Below are 16,270 nucleotides of genomic sequence, written 5' to 3'. Positions count from 1 at the left end.
ACATTACTTCAGATTTTCCACCGAATTAATTTGAAATTAGGTGTCTGGAATAATGTGTATCTTTACATAAATACATAACATTACTTAGTCCAAGTTGTTTTCACTAAATATCAATTTATAATTAAAATTTAAAACCCTAGAATTTAATTCGTTATTTCAAGGTCTTCAATTTTTATTTCTTTGAGATATTCTTCTACACTTCTATAGGTTAGATTTTCTTGTTCAAGTAGCGAAATAATTTGCTCCTTTATAAATAATGAAGGCTCGCTTTCTCTAACCATTATGCTTCTGATCTTTCTTAAAAGATCAGTAGTTTTCTGAGCCAATTTACGAATATTCTCTGCATTCATATGGAACAAACCTCTTGCATGTGGTAACGCCGCTTCGTGTAAACTATTCTTATGACTAATAACGGTTATATTTATTACTGATTCATCACTTAAACTTAAATACTCTCTTATAGTATTAATGTGTCCGTTAGCTTGTCGACAGCAATCAATAGAAATAGGATTATCAGGCTTTTCTTCAGTCTTTGCTTCAAAACCATATCTTATATCCCTCAACATCCAAATTCCATCTGGCTTACCTTCACCTTCTGGTTTTTCAGATTCAAATCCTATATATTCACCTAAGATCCCTAAGCCTCTTTCAAATTGATTAGCCTCATTCTTATTTATAATATCTAATAAATCTTTCATAGCCTTTTCAAATTTAATACCTTGTATTCCGAGGTTAGTTATTATATTTTCAATATTTTCAGCTTGTGTTGCAATATAAGGATCGTTCTTATATACATCGTTTTCTTTAGGAACATGGTATATAAGATCGGTTAACCATGTCATCGCATGAGATATTTTTAGCGCTGAAGAATAGTAGTCTTTACATAACTGTATATCAAATCCGATATTCTTATTCGCCAAAAATGCTACATTACCTGATAGATAAAACCACCATGCTCTATAACCATCCATTTCTTTGCCGCCACTAAGACTATCATTTACAGATTTAGATTTTTCTAAGGCCCTGTCTAATTCATTTTTCCAAAGTGCATCATTAAATTCTACTTCACTCTTCACACTCGTTACTAACTTTTGTGTCTCTTGAGTTTCTATCTTTTCATAATCATCTCTTATACTAGTTATTGCTTCGTTTATTTCTGAATAATACTCTCTATCAGTAATAAAGTCATTCATAAAACCAGCCATCTCTTCTATTGTTTCGAAATTTTCAGAGTTTGTTAAACCAAATTCAACTTCTGCTTGAATTTCAGGATGAAAGCCTATTAAATTCTCTTTTTTTGCACAGAATTTTAATAAATTTGCATCATGCATTATTACATTTGTATAATCATCACTTGCTCTAGTACACCTTCCTAATGCTTGTGTAATTCTGGTTTTAACAATTTCATTAAGTACAGAATTGGCATTTAATCTATTCCACAAAAAACCTTCTTGTAAATTAGTAGCTTGAGGCATACCATATAAAACAAGTAAGCGACAATTGTCACCAGATAGGTCAATCCCATCGTATCTATTTGTTAAAATTAAAACTGCATTACTTCTAGATGTAAATGGTTCTAGCGAGTCTTCTATATCCCTTGAGTTTAGAACTTCGAAACTTGGGAGTTCATTTCTTAATTTCTCACTAAATTGTTGACCGGTTCTGTAATCTGGACATAGCACTAATGCTCTTCCTTGATTTTCTATTGATTTAAATGTTAATTTAAGAGATTCTTCGTTATTAAACTTTCTATTAGGAAAAAGAATTAACCTTCTTCCATTACTGTACTTTTCCCATCCTTTAGGGATAGGGATCTTCTCTATCTTTTTAATTCCCGTTATTCTTTCTAATTCTCCTCCTTTTCCAAGAGTTGCAGACATATAAATTCTTTGATTAGAAATAGAAAAAGCATCATGTGTTAAAGTTGGGGGTATTAATGGCCGTATATTTATTTCCCCCCATGAGAAATATAACTGACAAGCTGCTAAATTATTTGAAATCATTGACCATGCATATTTAGCATTTCCACAAAATTCAATATTACTTTCTAGTATTTCTATTAACTCAGGTAATTTTTCATAATACTTCGGATATGGTACTAAGTCATAAATTGCTTTATAGTATTCAAAATCCTCATTCATTATACGATTATATTCATATTCTGGAATGTCATCCTTAAAGAGATTTATTATACTTTCGTATACTTCTTTATTATCTTTTCGCTTTATACCTACAGTCCATAATGATGAAATATAGTTTTCAGCAGAATGGGCATCATCAAAAATTATTGTATTAGCATCATCTAATCTTGGATTTGTATTGAAGATAGCGCTGTATGTAGTAATTCCGATAGATTGTCCAACAACATAATCTCCATATGAGTCTTCTGAATAATTCGCTTGTGGCCCGATCATTAAGGAAGCTGGTATGCCGTATTCTCGAGCCTTATTAAACACTTGAGTGGCTAGCTGTCTAGTTGGACATAGATAAAGGACTCTTTCTTCTTTACATCTTCTTCTATATTCAGCAATTAAAAAACCAATCAACGTTTTACCTGTTCCTGTAGGTAATTCTATAGCCACATCTGATTTATCTTTGCTTTTTGAATAATAATCCCTTAAAATATCAGCTTGTTGAGACCAAAGTCCCTTTATGCTAGGAATCTGAAGTTCTCTAAATATAGATTCTGGATCTTTTTCGAGAATTTTACTTTTCTTCGGTATAGTAAATTTAAATTTATTGCTCAACATTATAACCTCCTAAACTATTATTTGCTCCATTACATTTTAAGTAAAACTTCCTTATTATCTTTTAAAGTAAATTCTTCAACAAACTCATTTGAAATACCTTTTTGATCTGTTACAAATGTAACACTGTATCTCGCTCTTGTTAAAGCGACATATAAGCCTGCTTTAGTTTTGGGTTTATTTACAGCTTCATAGTCACCTTTCAAAAACTTATTAACTGGACCATTTGGATAAATAAGGACTCTATCAAACGTTAATCCTTTGGATTTTCCAAAGTTTAAAGGAGAAAAATTTTCCGGTATACCCTTTGTCCTTTTATCATATCTCAATACAATAGGAGAATACTTTTTTACATATTCAAGAACTTCACTGCTTCGTATATAGAAAACACCATCATGTCCAGTTTCGGTATCAGCCATGGAATTAGTTTTAGGCATCTCAGGATAAAGTGAATCTGCTATATCACAGATTAATTGGTTACATCGGAAACATTCTGTCTTATAAGCAATGGAACAGAGTCCTTCTTTCTGCCATTCACTAAACAAGTCAAAAATAGTTTGTCCCCTATATTTTTTATTTTTCCTTGAATTATTGGTGAAGTAGGTAGCCTGTCGGTTATCTCCAACAATAATATTATGTATATTAGATTTTAATAATATATAGAGGAAATCCAAATCGTTTCCCGCTAAATCCTGTACTTCATCAATCATAATGATATCGTATATATTCTCTAATCTCTCTATAACCAAACCATTTGATATTTTATTAACCTCAAGCACAAAATCACACAACTTGTCAGTATAGATGTATTTCCCATCACGGAAATAGTATTTTTCAATATCCGTTTTAGCTATGTAACGTGTAGATTGGCCATTAACAAATTCTATATTTTCTATTCTTCTTTTGTCGTATAATAAGTTTTGGTAAGGCCTAACACATTCTCTTAGTAAGAAGGAATACCATGTTTGAACAACAACATTCTTGGGGACATATCCAATTTCATCAAAGAATTTTTTCTCGATTTCCTTAGTATTATCTATTGTAAACGTAGTTATCAATATCCGCTTGTCATTATAGTACAATGCTTTTTCGACTAGATTAGACGATTTTCCAGAACCTGCTGCAGCAATCAGTATCTTATTATTGAATTGCTTCATTTATATACTCCGGTATAACAATTTTTTGGGTTGAATCGAATATACGCATTGCACACTCACTTTTATTTCCTGAACTAGTCATAAATTTAATAAGCTCTTCCTCTGAAGTATAATCCTTCTCTAAAATATTATTTAGAACAGATAATCCATTCACTGATACTAACTGTGGTTCTAGCGTTGTATATCTCGTATCTTTACTATAGCAAATTTTTATTGTGCGATGTTTTAGATAATAATCACCATATTTTTCGATAATGTTTTTATCAACGTCACCGTCATTATCGGTAACTACCGCAACTTCCTTATTTAGAAGATCAGCAACCTCTAGAAAACGCTTAAATGATAATCCTCTTACAGTAATAATATCTATACCATCTTCAATTGGAAGTTTATTATACTTTTGAGAATATGCTTTTTGAACGATTAACTCATCTGATGGTCCTTCCACCAAAATGGCCTTATCAGCTAGCAACAATCGAAGTGTATCGTAACCGGGTAACTTTTTAAAATAATTATAGGTATCCTCATTTAAATCTCTTAATGTAATGTGTTTTCCATTATTCATCAATACTACTTTGTCTAAACCAAGTTTATTTAAAACGTAAGTACTATGTGTTGTAATTATTAACTGCTTCCCTTCACATTTTTCGGAAATTTGATTAATTAATTTTTGCATATTTGAATGAGATAAGTGATTTTCTGGTTCTTCAATTAAGATTACTTGAGCCTCTTCAGCATTTGATTCGAGTGATAACTTCAATTTTACCGAGTTTTGCTCACCTTTCCCAATGAAATCAAAAGGTATATCATCCAGATAGGCAGTCAAGTTGGATTCCCATCCATTCTTTTGAGATATATCTAGAGAAATAGCAAGTTCCTTATCTGAGATATCCCCTGTTTTTTCAGAGAGTGTACTATTAATCTTTGATATAGATTCAATTTGAGAGAACTTCTCTTTAATATCTCTAAAATTAAAATTTAAAGTTGCGCGTTGTTTAGGGTCTAAGGTATCACCAATTACACTTGAGATATACCTATCTGTTCCGTTCCATGTTTTTCCTTCCGTTGGATCGATTAATACACATTTAATAGGATTGCTTCGTGAAGTTATTGGATTAGATGCAAAAGAATACCAATTAACTTTATAATACTCTATCGGTATATTTCTTATATTAGTAGATTGTTCTATGTATTGTTGATATTCTTCGGTATAGTCATCATCAAACTCTATGGAAAAACTAATGCCACATGCATTTTCTTTAATTGAATTGTTTGACCCCTTCAAAGATGCATTCTGTTCATTTTCCTTTAAATATATTTCTATAAGTATGCTAGGTGGGGTTACATGCCTACCTTTACTAATGTTTTTTATGTAATTTTCAACAACAGTCTTATTAAAAAGAAATGGATTTAATTCATTATGTATATTTCTCTTATTTAATGTACTAGTTAGTGCTAAATTAACGGCTTCTAATATAGTAGATTTTCCTTGTTCATTATTACCAACAAGAATATTTATTGTGTCGTCTAATTTTAAATCTAGATAATCAATAGATTTATAGTTTTTAATAATTACTTTTTCTATCAATCAGTTAACTCCCCTTCAATACTTTTTTCTCCAAATCAAACTAATTTTTTATAATCAAATAGCAAAAGCTTATATTATTCTTTTTTAATTTCGCTTTTATTAACACAAAAACAGAAGTCACCATATAAGGAATTAACTTCTGCTTTTCTTAGTTGAATTCGATTTCAATTGTGAAATTTAATTTATACACTTATTTATTACTAACATAGGAAATTATAAATATAACTTTAATACTATTCTGTAATTATTAGTTGAAATTGTCAATAAAACTCTTATTTTGTAGATAATATTTAATAACTAGTATTTACCCGTAAGTTGAGAGTCTGTAATATCGTTAACGCGAGGTGCAAAAAGTGCGGTAAATCAACGTTTTGGATATTACTTACTGTAACATCTTTAACGGGGATTTACCGTTTTTTATGGGATTGCGTTAGCAAAACAGCGTTTTCCCTTGAGGATAAAGAAAGTTTATTTAAAATAGTTAGGATTCTAATCAATCTATAATAAAGGTCTACTTCAGGGACAATAAAATTAAATGAATATTCATTCTTCACTATCATCCCTCGCCTTTCAATATCTTTAATAGAGTGATTCCTCTTTATTTCATCAAAGTCATAACCTTTGTTTATTAATGCTCTAATCATGTATTCAACTTCAAAAAAAGTTCTTTTGAATCACTGATCAATTGATTATGTACATCAGCAATAAGTAGTTTTAGAACAAATATTTCATTATCAAATCTACCATCATCGTTAAATTCTTTATGTTCCATTTCATTCTTAAATTTTTCCTCTTTCACAAAATCAACAAGGTAATTTTCAATACTTTTATACACAATACTATTTGTAGACTCTGGCCTTGTTATATCAAAGTGATCATTATTACATGCGACTTTTATTGGATTTTCCACTTGAATCGAAACAGCACTTTTTTCATTTACTATTTCATCATATTGGCCGTAGTAATAAACTGTTTTTGGTAGTCTAAGCTTTTGTTTAACCCAGTCATAATTAAATTGATCTAAGAAATCACTCACAGGTTGTAAATCAACTACTTGTGGGTTTTTCATGGTCAATTTTTTCCCTAGATTAGCCCAGCTTGATCCTTTATGTGGTACAGCTAAGGAGAAAAAAAGTTTAACTTTAGTCCTTTCACTTTCTTCAAGTTCACTTAAAATATACGATTTGGATATTAGACCACCCATACTATGAGATATTAAAACTATATTACTATAATCACGGCAAAATACTTCTATAGATGCTTTCATAAAGTCACTTAGACTTTCTATATCAATATTTTTCTTAGTATTAGATACTTTTCCTAATATTTACAACACCTGTAGAGAACCTTTTTATAAACCTCTCCAATTCTTCTGGAGTTCCAGTGAAAACTGTGCCAGTTATTCAAATATCAACGGCTTTAGGAAAGAAGTTTTCGTTAATCCCATTTGCCACTTTTTTGGCTTCCAATTTATATTTTCCTTTTTCACTTAATTGTTTAATATTATTTAAGAAATATCCTGCCTCTTCGGTAAAACTCTCATCACGAATCTGAAACCCGTCTGCCGAAGCTCCATCCATAATTCTATATGAACGAATATTTTTACTTGGGTCAGAATACTTTATTACTTTGCTTATGTAGCATTAGCACTAGGCCAGTTAACATCTTCTGAATCCATTATCTCTTCTAGTTCCTTTAGTGTATTGGATTAATGTAAGGTATTATTCAGACATGAAAATAAACTCTAAACATACAGTTTAGATCACCTTTAGACCTAATGTTTAATTAAAAAGATAACAAAAAAAATTATAGTTAGCTATTCGAATAGGCTTTAATCAAGAGTATAATACTTAAAATTATCTTAGGAGGTTGAATAAATGCTATCATTTAGAGCTATTTTTACTATAGAAGAGGAAAAAAATAATTATAATCGTGTAGATGTAACTTGGTACGATTGTCCAATTGACGAACCGTTTAACTATAAATACTTCGAAAATGAATCAAATAGCTATATTGCATGGACAGAGGACCTTATTAATTTTCACCGATGCATTTTTAAATATTTTTATCAAGGTTATGTACTCCAACAATTTGAGTTGATAATATACCAAGACCATAATCAGATTGAAGATGAAGTCCTATTCTCGATTCCACATTTTAATATTAAATATAAGGATTGTTTAAATGTAATTCATGATGGATTAGTTAATTATAAAAAAGATATAGTAGAAATTAACTTTATTAAGTCAGTGCAAAATTATGAGCATATTTTTAATAGAATCATTCTCTTTAAAAATCATTGGTTAAGATTGGCAAATATAAGTAGCAACAAAGATAATGAATTAATTGAGAATGACCCTATATTTGACTTACCATACCTGATATATTTCGCAAATAGCATGGAGGAATATAAAGAAATAATCAATGAGGTAATCAAACATTTCAATGGTATATACAAACTATTAAACAAGAATAGTGATAACCGAAACATAAGAAAGGTCAAAAATCTATTAGTACTACTATTAGATGATTTAAGAAATGAGGAAAGCACCAATATAAATGAATTTAGTTGGTTGTTTAAAATCAATGGGAATAAAATTCATAATAAAAATAAAGATGATATTGAACAACTTCTTCCACTTGAAGAAGAATTCGATGATAATTTACCCCTCTAATTTATATTAATCTATAGTAATTGGCTGTCCAAACAGAACATAAATAACTCTTTGGATAGCCTTTTTTATTAGAATAGAGTATAATTAATCACTTCTAAATAAATCCCGATAGCGTTTCTACCACTACAACTCTACTAAATTACTTTGATAAAGTTTAACAATCCCCTTACAAGGCATAATAATATTTTATGTGTATAAATAATAATTTTATATTGGTCAAAATTTGGTGATGTATTGTGTATTATAGCTATAAAATTCTATAACTAACTAGAAGAGGGAGACATTGACACGGACAAAAAGATAATAAGAAATAGAATTCGTTGTAAATGCTGCGGAGATATTATCGAATCAAAACAAACAAATGATTTTTAGCATTGTTCATGCAAAACGGTAGCAATTGACGGTGGACTAGAGTATGACAAAAGAATTTTCCCTAGTAATTCAGCTAAAAAAATTTATGACGAATTAGTGGAATATGAATAATTCTGTATATATTTGGCTGTACTTAGACTTACCCACTACAGACTTAATTATTGCTGTTCTAGTCTAGGTAGCGATTCGGGAGTTTCGAAAGATGCCATTGACGTGTTAATAGACTACGAAACCATATACAACTGAATCATCCCCCTCTACCAATTTAACTACTAAAAAAAGAACTTAACCAATTTGCGGATAAGTCCCTAATTTAAAAATTATTCTACCGACGATAATTCACTTTCCGTTACCCACTTGTGATTTTTCACTTCTTCTCCAGTATCGGTAGTTATAAAATCAACCATATATACGGTTGTTTCTTCCGCTGAATCGATTACTGCAGTTGCACCGTTCATACCCTCCATGTGATCTGCATTAAGAGTTACTTCAGTTCCCGGTTCAAAAGGTTCATCTCCTGCATCTTCAATCTCTTCATGAATAACCCATTTATGATTTTCTACTGGTTCTCCACTAGTCGTTGGTGTGTAGGAAACAGTATATACCGTCGTATCGTATGCACCAACAATCGTCGCCTCAGCACCATTCATACCCGGCATATGATCGGGTTCAATAATTGCTTGGCTGCCAACCTCATAAGAAGGGTTATCCGCTTCTTGTAAGCCTTCGGGAATTTCGCCAGTGCTAGAATGGTTCATACCAGAATGATCCATGCCTTCCATATCTTCATTGGTATCAGATTCTTCTATATCCATTTCATTATTATTAGCCACATTTTCTTCCGTATTAGATTCGGTTTCTGTATTCTCCTCTTCATTTGCACCTGCACATGCAGATAAGATAAGTACTGTGAATATAGTAATTATCCCTATTACGATTTTTCTACTTTGCATTTAAACAATCCCTCCTAATAAAATAAAGCTTGCATATATTCTAACCAGTAAATTTGCAGATTATATGCAGACCTTGCAAAACGTAAATTACTAATATTTCCAAAATAAATCTCCATTCCTTTTCCAAGTGGATTCCAAAAGGTTATAAAAATACAATGTCATTTAATATCAATGACATTTCAGTAGAATAATCAATCCATTTATACTCAACATCTAAATTTAATAGTTAGTTTTTACTCCAATTATGCATTATTTCTCGATATTTGTTCGGTATGATAATTGCGACGATAGATTGAATGGCAAGGGAAGGAGGAAAATGTATTAAAGGTAATTTTCTAACTCGTGGTGATTACAACTAAATAACTCATCAGAAATCTAAAATGCAAAAACCGAAATGATATTTTCAACAACTTATACTTGACGAATAAAGGAGCGAACAAATGAAAAAAAGTATATTGACAGGTGCAGGCTTGTTGCTAATATTGACGGGTTGCACAAACATCACAACAGAACAACAGTCTGTAGAACAAACTATGGAATCTGGAGAAATGCAACATGAAGAAAAAATGGATATGAACCACGGGGACATGGAAGGTATGGAAGAACACATGGACCATGATAATATCCCCCCTCTTCAAGCCTCCAAAGGAACTCAGGAGTTAGTAATACCACCCCTGCTAGAAAAACAGAAGGAATCAGATTTCGATTATGAGGTGGTCGCACAAGAAGGCACGACGCAATTCTTTGATGGCTCTCCAACCAATACTTACGGATATAATGGGAATTTGTTGGGTCCGACTTTACAGTTGAAAGAGGGGGAAACCGTTAAAGTGAAGGTCCGGAATGAATTAAACGAACCAACAACCTTTCACTGGCACGGTCTTGAAGTACCGGGAACTGAGGATGGTGGTCCGAGTGATGTAATTCAGCCGGGGGAAAGTAAAATCGTCACCTTAAAAGCCGATCAGCCGGCAGCGACATTGTGGTATCACCCACATCCACACAAATCGACTGCTGAACAAGTTTTCAAAGGGCTTGCAGGAATGCTCTACGTGGAGGAGACGGATGAAGAAGCTCCTGCTTTGCCACATACTTATGGTGTAGATGATATCCCTCTCATTTTTCAGGATCGTCTCTTTGACGAAAACAAGCAACTGGAATATAAAAATCTGATGAACAGTGATGGAACAATCGGAGATGTATCGCTCGTTAACGGTACGATTAATCCGAAACTGACTGTGACAAAACCGCTGATGCGTTTTCGAATCCTAAACGGCGCGAACGCCCGAAATTACACGTTCCGTTTAAGCAATGGGGCCACATTTACTCAGATTGCTTCAGATGGCGGGTTATTGCATGAACCGGTTAAAATGGATGAGATTACGCTGTCCCCATCGGAGCGCACTGAAATCCTAATTGATTTTTCAGCAATGGAATCCGATGAGCCAATTGCCATTACTGATGAAGAAGGTAATGCTCTGTTGCCTTTTGATTTGGATATCGACGGCGGAACGGAAGAAATGGAATCCATATCTTGGACCGATGATACTACCTTCCTTAAAGAAGAAGAAAAATCCTTACCGGTCTCCAAGGAGATCGAACTGTTTGGAATGATGGATAAGGTCACCATAAACGGCAAGAAATTCGATCCTGAACGGATTGACCTGCGGCAAAAGAAAGGAGTTTCGGAAGTTTGGGAAGTTTATAACAAGCCAGACGAAATGGGGGGAATGATACATCCATTCCATATTCATGGTACTCAGTTCAAAATCATATCGCGTGATGGAAGGGAACCAGCTCCGAATGAACAAGGGCTGAAAGATAGTGTTCTTATTGAACCGGGCGAACGAGTAAGACTGCTCGTCACCTTTCCAGAAGAGGGAATCTATATGTACCATTGCCATATTCTAGAGCATGAGGATAACGGTATGATGGGGCAAGTAGAAGTATACTAATTTTACGGAATAAACATTAAGAAGGGCTGTACCGATTGTTTTGGATTACTTACAGCCCCTTTTTATTTTGCTGACAATTCATCCTAAAACGTTGGTTAATGCCAAGAGATTTTAGGTATCCTTGAAATAATCTACTGTTGCCTTCGAAAAGTTCTACTAAAAATATTTATATAACAATTTTAATTAACAGTTTATAATATTTTCATATGATATAGTAAAAGTAAATTGGTACTTAAATCACTTTTTTGGTTCAGAGAAAAAGTGAAGTCGAGGTGAGATATTTTGTGTTTTTCCTATAGTTTTATTGAACAACAAACACATGAAATGTCCAAAAAGATATGGGAAAGCTCCTTATACAAATTAATTAGGGTTGACTTTGCAGGTGGCAACTGTTTTGAAGTCCAAAGTAGATTAAATGATTGGGTAAGTCTTGAAACGGAAATGGGGAACAAGTCCGCTTTAATTACAAAAGTTATTTTGGAGGACTTAGAAGGAAAGCATTATTCTATTGAACCGAATGACAATGGGGTAAGATTTGCAAAAGGAGAAATCACTTATAAAGAGTATAAAATTCTTCAAAAGAAAGGGAATGCTCTTTGGATTACAATTTTTATTGTTGGGATTTTAGTATTTTTTACGCTGATGTCAGTGTTGGTAAAGTTTGTTCTTTAATACTATCTAATTTCTAAGGGTTGACATATTGGTTCCCTTAGTGAAAGTAACATCATTTATCCAAATATGAAACCACCCTCATACCTTATGAAATGTATATTAAAAGGCTGGTCTTCTCTGCGAAAACCAGCCTTTTTCGTATATTTAGGCAACATCATAGCCTTGTTCTTCAATTGCTTCTTTCATGGCATCAACATTTACCTTTGATTCATCAAAAGTAACATCTACTTTTCCAGCTTCCAAATTAACCTCAGCTGCTGACACGCCATCTAATTTTTTCAATGCACCTTCAACTGACATTTTGCAATGACCACAAGACATGCCTTGTACGTCTAATGTTTTCTTTTCCATTATATTTTCACCTCCTTTAAATAAATTTAATATATTTTATAACTTCACTCTTTTTAGACGAAGTGAGTTAGTAACAACACTTACTGAACTTAACGCCATTGCTGCACCAGCAATCCACGGTGCAAGTAATCCAATTGCTGCAACTGGTATTCCGGCTGTATTATATCCGAATGCCCAGAAAAGGTTTTGACGGATATTTCGAATCGTTGCATGACTGATTTTAATTGCCTTCGGTATTAGCAATAGCTCACCACCAAGAATCGTAACATCAGCAGCCTCAATTGCTACTTCTGTACCAGTTCCAATGGCAATCCCAATATCCGCTGTAACAAGTGCAGGTGCATCATTAACACCATCCCCAACCATTGCAACTTTCTTACCTTGTTCTTGGATTGCTTTTACTTTAGCTGCTTTTTCTTCAGGTAATACTTCAGCGATTACCTGATCAATTCCAACTTGTTTTGCTATTGCTTTGGCTGTTCTTTCATTATCACCTGTTAACATAAACACTTCTATTCCTAAATCTTTCAATTGCTTAATAGCCTCTGGAGCTGTTTCTTTTATAGTATCTGCAACAGCAACTGTTCCCCGGTACTCACCATCAATGGCAATCAACATAGCTGTCTTACCATCTATTTCATATTCCACTAATTTTTCTTCATAACCTGCTGTATCAATTTGATGATCATTCATTAACTTTCTATTACCAACAAGAATGTTTTTCCCAGTAATTGTTGCTTCAATACCATGGCCGGGTATCGCTTCGAAATGATCTACATCCAAAAAGTCGATGCTATTCTCCGTAGCGTATGCCACAATTGCTTCTGCAAGTGGATGTTCAGACCCTTTTTCTGCACTAGCCAATAATTGTAGTGTCTCTTCATCACCTGAAAAATCAGTTACTTCTGGTTTTCCTTTTGTGATTGTACCCGTCTTATCAAGTACGATTGCTTCTAACTCATGTGTTCCCTCTAGGTGTTCCCCACCTTTAAATAAGATTCCACTTTCTGCAGCTTTTCCTGTTCCGACCATAATGGATGTTGGTGTTGCAAGTCCTAAAGCACATGGACAGGCAATAACAAGTACAGCAATTGCTGCAACTAAAGCAGGTTCTAACTGACCCGGCTCAACTAAAGTTATCCATATAATAAAAGTAAGGATAGCAATACCGACCACTATTGGAACGAAATAACCTGAAATAACATCTGCCAATCGTTGAATTGGCGCCTTTGATCCTTGAGCTTCCTCCACGACCTTGACAATAGATGCAAGTGCCGTATCTTTTCCTACTTTTGTTGCTTCCATTTCAATGGAGCCATTTTTATTAATAGTAGATCCAATTAATTTTGCTCCCGAATCCTTTTCAATTGGAATTGATTCTCCTGTAAGCATGGATTCATCTACCGAAGTTCTACCTTTTACAACCATACCATCTACCGGTATCTTTTCTCCCGGTTTGACAATTAAGCGATCTCCAACGACAACTTCTTCTACAGGAATCATTAATTCTTTACCATCTCTAATTACACGAGCTTCTTTTGCTTGTAAATTAAGCAATTTGGATAAAGCATTTGTTGTTTGACTTTTCGCTCTCGTTTCTAAATATTTACCAAACAAAATTAACGTAATCAAAACAGCACTCGTTTCAAAGTATAAATGTGGCATATATTCTGGATTGCCAATAGTCATAAATGCTTCGTATAAACTATAGAAATAAGCCGCACTTGTACCTAAAGCAACAAGTACATCCATGTTTGCCCCACCATTACGTAGGTTCTTATATGCACCTTCATAAAATTGCCATCCAATGATGAATTGAACTGGTGTCGCCAAAACAAATTGGAACCACGGGTTCATGAAGATATCTGGTATACTCATCCCAAATAAATGAACAAGCATTGTTAATAATAATGGTGCAGATAGTAAGACTGAAATAATTAATTTCGTCTTCATATTTTTTAGTTGTTTTTCTTTATAAGTTTGTTTTTCTTTCGCTTCTGCCTTTGGTTTAGCATCATAGCCAACATTTTTGATTTTATCAATCAATGATTTTACATCAACTAACCCCGGATTATATTCAATCGTTGCACTTTCTGTCGTTAGATTAACAGTTGCATGTTTTACTCCATCTTGTTTGTTCAATACTTTTTCAATACGGGTAGAGCAAGCTGCACAAGTCATTCCAAAGACATCAAGGTCTGTTTTCTCCGTTAGAACACCATAACCAACATTCTCTATTTTTTTCGATATGTCTTCAATAGAGGTTTTCTCTGGATCATAATCTATCGATGCCTTTTCTGTTGTTAAATTAACTTGAGCCTTGACCCCATCCATTTTATTCAAAACCTTTTCAACACGATTAGAACAGGCTGCACAGGTCATCCCTGTTACACCAAGTGTTGTATGATTTGTTTCACTCATAATAATTCCCTCCTTACTTGGAAAATTGCTTCATGACGGTCATTAATTCCTCAATAGTTTCCTTTCCTTCACCTTGTTTAATAGCATCGCTAACACAATGGTTAATGTGTCTTTCTGTGATAGAAAATCCTACATTTTTTAGTGCAGATTGAACGGCACTAATTTGCACTAAAATATCTACACAATATCGATCATCTTCAACCATTTTCTGTATCCCACGAACTTGACCCTCAATTCGTTTCAAACGATTAATCGTTTTCTGTATTTCATCTTTCGTTCTTGGTTTACTTGGGTGATCATGTAAGAATTTCTCTTCCAAATGAATCACTTCCTTTTCTTTTATATAATTACTATACCCCCGTACAGTATATTTGTCAATAGAAAAACTTCATTTTTGACAACATCTTTTAATATTTTACTCTTTTGGATGTTAAATGTTTACATACTCACAAATGGTAAATTGTTATCCAAGGTCTATTATTAGCTTATTAATTGTTCTTTACCTATCCGTTTTAAAAATTTATGGAATGTCTCCCGTTTTTTTCCCTTTTCAGCATATACAGCAATGATTTTTTCCACTGTATTGTATAATTCTTCTGGTGTTAAATTTTCCCTCAGTAAAGAACCAACCTCAGCATCTTTTCCTTTCGCTTTACCACCAACATATAAATTATAATGATCTTTATACTTCATTACACCTATGTCACTTAACATTGGTTCACCACAACCAATGATACAACCTGTATAAGCAACTTTTAGGGTAAATGGTACAGGTTTTCCTGCTATACGGCGATTTATTTCTTTTGCCACTGGCATACCTTCCCTTTCTTCCCCTTTACAAAAATTACAGGTTCTCAAGCTCTTTACGTAATTTCCAACTGGATAACATTCTAAACCAACACTTTCAAATTCTTTAATTACTTCGTCTTTATCATCTTCTAGAATATCTATATAGAGTTGTTGAAAGGTGGTTAACTCCAGTTCATCTTCCTCATCCATGTATTTTGAGATTGTCATAAGTTGTTTGGAATTGAGTTTAGCACCAAACCCTATGCCCCCATTAACAGCAATTTTTATTTTATTCTCCATATTCTTATCTCCCCTATTTTCAATATTTGTAACAATGGATAATATATATCTGTATACAAATTAAACAGTTTTTTATGAAATCATCCTCTCACCAAATAATACTATACCCCCCCAATGTATGTAAAGTGAAAAAAATGGACAAAATTTTGTCCTAAACAATATTTTGAGATTCTTTATCCTCATTATTGTTATTACCTTAGATTAATTTTTGTTGAAATCTGCACAAAAAATGGACATATTTTTTATATGTTATTTAGTGGATAAAACTATTAAAGTCAAAGCGAGTGAAT

13 protein-coding genes and 1 pseudogene are annotated in these 16,270 nt (G+C 33.0%); 4 read left to right on the top strand and 10 right to left on the bottom strand.

Annotated features, from left to right (window positions below; genetic code table 11):
- Positions 1-143: 143 nt before the first annotated feature.
- The 5 genes from AC6HVZ_RS16450 to AC6HVZ_RS16430 all read right to left on the bottom strand — a co-directional run bounded on the left by AC6HVZ_RS16450 (position 144) and on the right by AC6HVZ_RS16430 (position 7,072).
- The gene (locus AC6HVZ_RS16450; protein ID WP_497559247.1) at positions 144-2,750 is read right to left on the bottom strand and encodes a DEAD/DEAH box helicase; all 2,607 of its coding nucleotides are present in this window, start codon (positions 2,748-2,750) and stop codon (positions 144-146) included.
- Between the two features lie 29 nt (positions 2,751-2,779).
- A complete protein-coding gene (locus AC6HVZ_RS16445; protein WP_497559246.1) occupies positions 2,780-3,904 on the bottom strand; it encodes a UvrD-helicase domain-containing protein in 1,125 nt (374 codons plus the stop codon).
- Complete coding sequence (locus tag AC6HVZ_RS16440) at positions 3,888-5,492, bottom strand: ATP-dependent nuclease (RefSeq protein WP_497559245.1); 1,605 nt, start codon at positions 5,490-5,492, stop codon at positions 3,888-3,890. Before AC6HVZ_RS16440 ends, AC6HVZ_RS16445 begins: the two co-directional genes overlap by 17 nt.
- A 640-nt stretch (positions 5,493-6,132) precedes the next feature.
- Complete coding sequence (locus AC6HVZ_RS16435; RefSeq protein WP_497559244.1) at positions 6,133-6,759, bottom strand: ABC-three component system protein; 627 nt, start codon at positions 6,757-6,759, stop codon at positions 6,133-6,135.
- 136 nt (positions 6,760-6,895) lie between these two features.
- Positions 6,896-7,072, bottom strand: coding sequence for a hypothetical protein (locus AC6HVZ_RS16430; protein ID WP_497559243.1), 177 nt, complete (start codon positions 7,070-7,072; stop codon positions 6,896-6,898).
- A gap of 297 nt (positions 7,073-7,369) precedes the next feature.
- On the opposite strand from AC6HVZ_RS16430, the gene AC6HVZ_RS16425 reads away from it, so the two are divergent.
- Together AC6HVZ_RS16425 and AC6HVZ_RS16420 are read left to right on the top strand one after the other, a co-directional pair.
- Entirely contained in the window at positions 7,370-8,167 is a 798-nt protein-coding gene (locus tag AC6HVZ_RS16425) for a hypothetical protein (RefSeq protein ID WP_497559242.1), read from the top strand.
- Positions 8,168-8,449: 282 nt separating this feature from the next.
- Positions 8,450-8,650, top strand: a pseudogene (locus tag AC6HVZ_RS16420) (DUF7695 domain-containing protein).
- A 209-nt stretch (positions 8,651-8,859) separates the two neighbouring features.
- Here AC6HVZ_RS16420 and AC6HVZ_RS16415 read toward each other — a convergent pair.
- Positions 8,860-9,492: a YdhK family protein gene (locus AC6HVZ_RS16415; protein ID WP_497559241.1), complete on the bottom strand. Its 633-nt coding sequence runs from the start codon at positions 9,490-9,492 to the stop codon at positions 8,860-8,862.
- Positions 9,493-9,932: 440 nt separating this feature from the next.
- Here AC6HVZ_RS16415 and AC6HVZ_RS16410 point away from each other — a divergent pair, with 440 nt between their 5' ends.
- Both AC6HVZ_RS16410 and AC6HVZ_RS16405 read left to right on the top strand, forming a co-directional pair.
- Complete coding sequence (locus tag AC6HVZ_RS16410) at positions 9,933-11,447, top strand: multicopper oxidase domain-containing protein (protein WP_497559240.1); 1,515 nt, start codon at positions 9,933-9,935, stop codon at positions 11,445-11,447.
- Positions 11,448-11,771: 324 nt separating this feature from the next.
- Positions 11,772-12,119 (top strand): hypothetical protein, encoded by a 348-nt coding sequence (locus tag AC6HVZ_RS16405; RefSeq protein WP_497559239.1) that lies wholly within the window; start codon positions 11,772-11,774, stop codon positions 12,117-12,119.
- A gap of 144 nt (positions 12,120-12,263) precedes the next feature.
- Here the strand turns inward: AC6HVZ_RS16405 and copZ are convergent, their stop codons facing one another.
- The 4 genes from copZ to AC6HVZ_RS16385 all read right to left on the bottom strand — a co-directional run bounded on the left by copZ (position 12,264) and on the right by AC6HVZ_RS16385 (position 15,980).
- Positions 12,264-12,470 (bottom strand): copper chaperone CopZ, encoded by a 207-nt coding sequence (gene copZ / locus AC6HVZ_RS16400; RefSeq protein WP_147666856.1) that lies wholly within the window; start codon positions 12,468-12,470, stop codon positions 12,264-12,266.
- 36 nt (positions 12,471-12,506) lie between these two features.
- Positions 12,507-14,891: a heavy metal translocating P-type ATPase gene (locus AC6HVZ_RS16395; protein WP_497559238.1), complete on the bottom strand. Its 2,385-nt coding sequence runs from the start codon at positions 14,889-14,891 to the stop codon at positions 12,507-12,509.
- Between the two features lie 13 nt (positions 14,892-14,904).
- Entirely contained in the window at positions 14,905-15,210 is a 306-nt protein-coding gene (locus AC6HVZ_RS16390) for a metal-sensing transcriptional repressor (RefSeq protein WP_102414959.1), read from the bottom strand.
- 161 nt (positions 15,211-15,371) lie between these two features.
- Complete coding sequence (locus tag AC6HVZ_RS16385; RefSeq protein ID WP_497559237.1) at positions 15,372-15,980, bottom strand: nitrite reductase; 609 nt, start codon at positions 15,978-15,980, stop codon at positions 15,372-15,374.
- Between the last annotated feature and the right edge of the window lie 290 nt (positions 15,981-16,270).

The organism is Oceanobacillus sp. NCCP-135, assembly GCF_059698015.1.
This window is presented reverse-complemented; position numbering and strand designations above follow the sequence as displayed.

Excerpts from the sequence above, each read along its gene's own strand:
- AC6HVZ_RS16450 (WP_497559247.1), bottom strand. The coding sequence starts at position 2,750 with ATGTTGAGCAATAAATTTAAATTTACTATACCGAAGAAAAGTAAAATT.
- AC6HVZ_RS16445 (WP_497559246.1), bottom strand. The coding sequence starts at position 3,904 with ATGAAGCAATTCAATAATAAGATACTGATTGCTGCAGCAGGTTCTGGA.
- AC6HVZ_RS16435 (WP_497559244.1), bottom strand. The coding sequence starts at position 6,759 with ATGAAAGCATCTATAGAAGTATTTTGCCGTGATTATAGTAATATAGTT.
- AC6HVZ_RS16430 (WP_497559243.1), bottom strand. The coding sequence starts at position 7,072 with ATGGATGGAGCTTCGGCAGACGGGTTTCAGATTCGTGATGAGAGTTTT.
- AC6HVZ_RS16425 (WP_497559242.1), top strand. The coding sequence starts at position 7,370 with ATGCTATCATTTAGAGCTATTTTTACTATAGAAGAGGAAAAAAATAAT.
- AC6HVZ_RS16415 (WP_497559241.1), bottom strand. The coding sequence starts at position 9,492 with ATGCAAAGTAGAAAAATCGTAATAGGGATAATTACTATATTCACAGTA.
- AC6HVZ_RS16410 (WP_497559240.1), top strand. The coding sequence starts at position 9,933 with ATGAAAAAAAGTATATTGACAGGTGCAGGCTTGTTGCTAATATTGACG.
- AC6HVZ_RS16405 (WP_497559239.1), top strand. The coding sequence starts at position 11,772 with ATGTCCAAAAAGATATGGGAAAGCTCCTTATACAAATTAATTAGGGTT.
- copZ (WP_147666856.1), bottom strand. The coding sequence starts at position 12,470 with ATGGAAAAGAAAACATTAGACGTACAAGGCATGTCTTGTGGTCATTGC.
- AC6HVZ_RS16395 (WP_497559238.1), bottom strand. The coding sequence starts at position 14,891 with ATGAGTGAAACAAATCATACAACACTTGGTGTAACAGGGATGACCTGT.
- AC6HVZ_RS16385 (WP_497559237.1), bottom strand. The coding sequence starts at position 15,980 with ATGGAGAATAAAATAAAAATTGCTGTTAATGGGGGCATAGGGTTTGGT.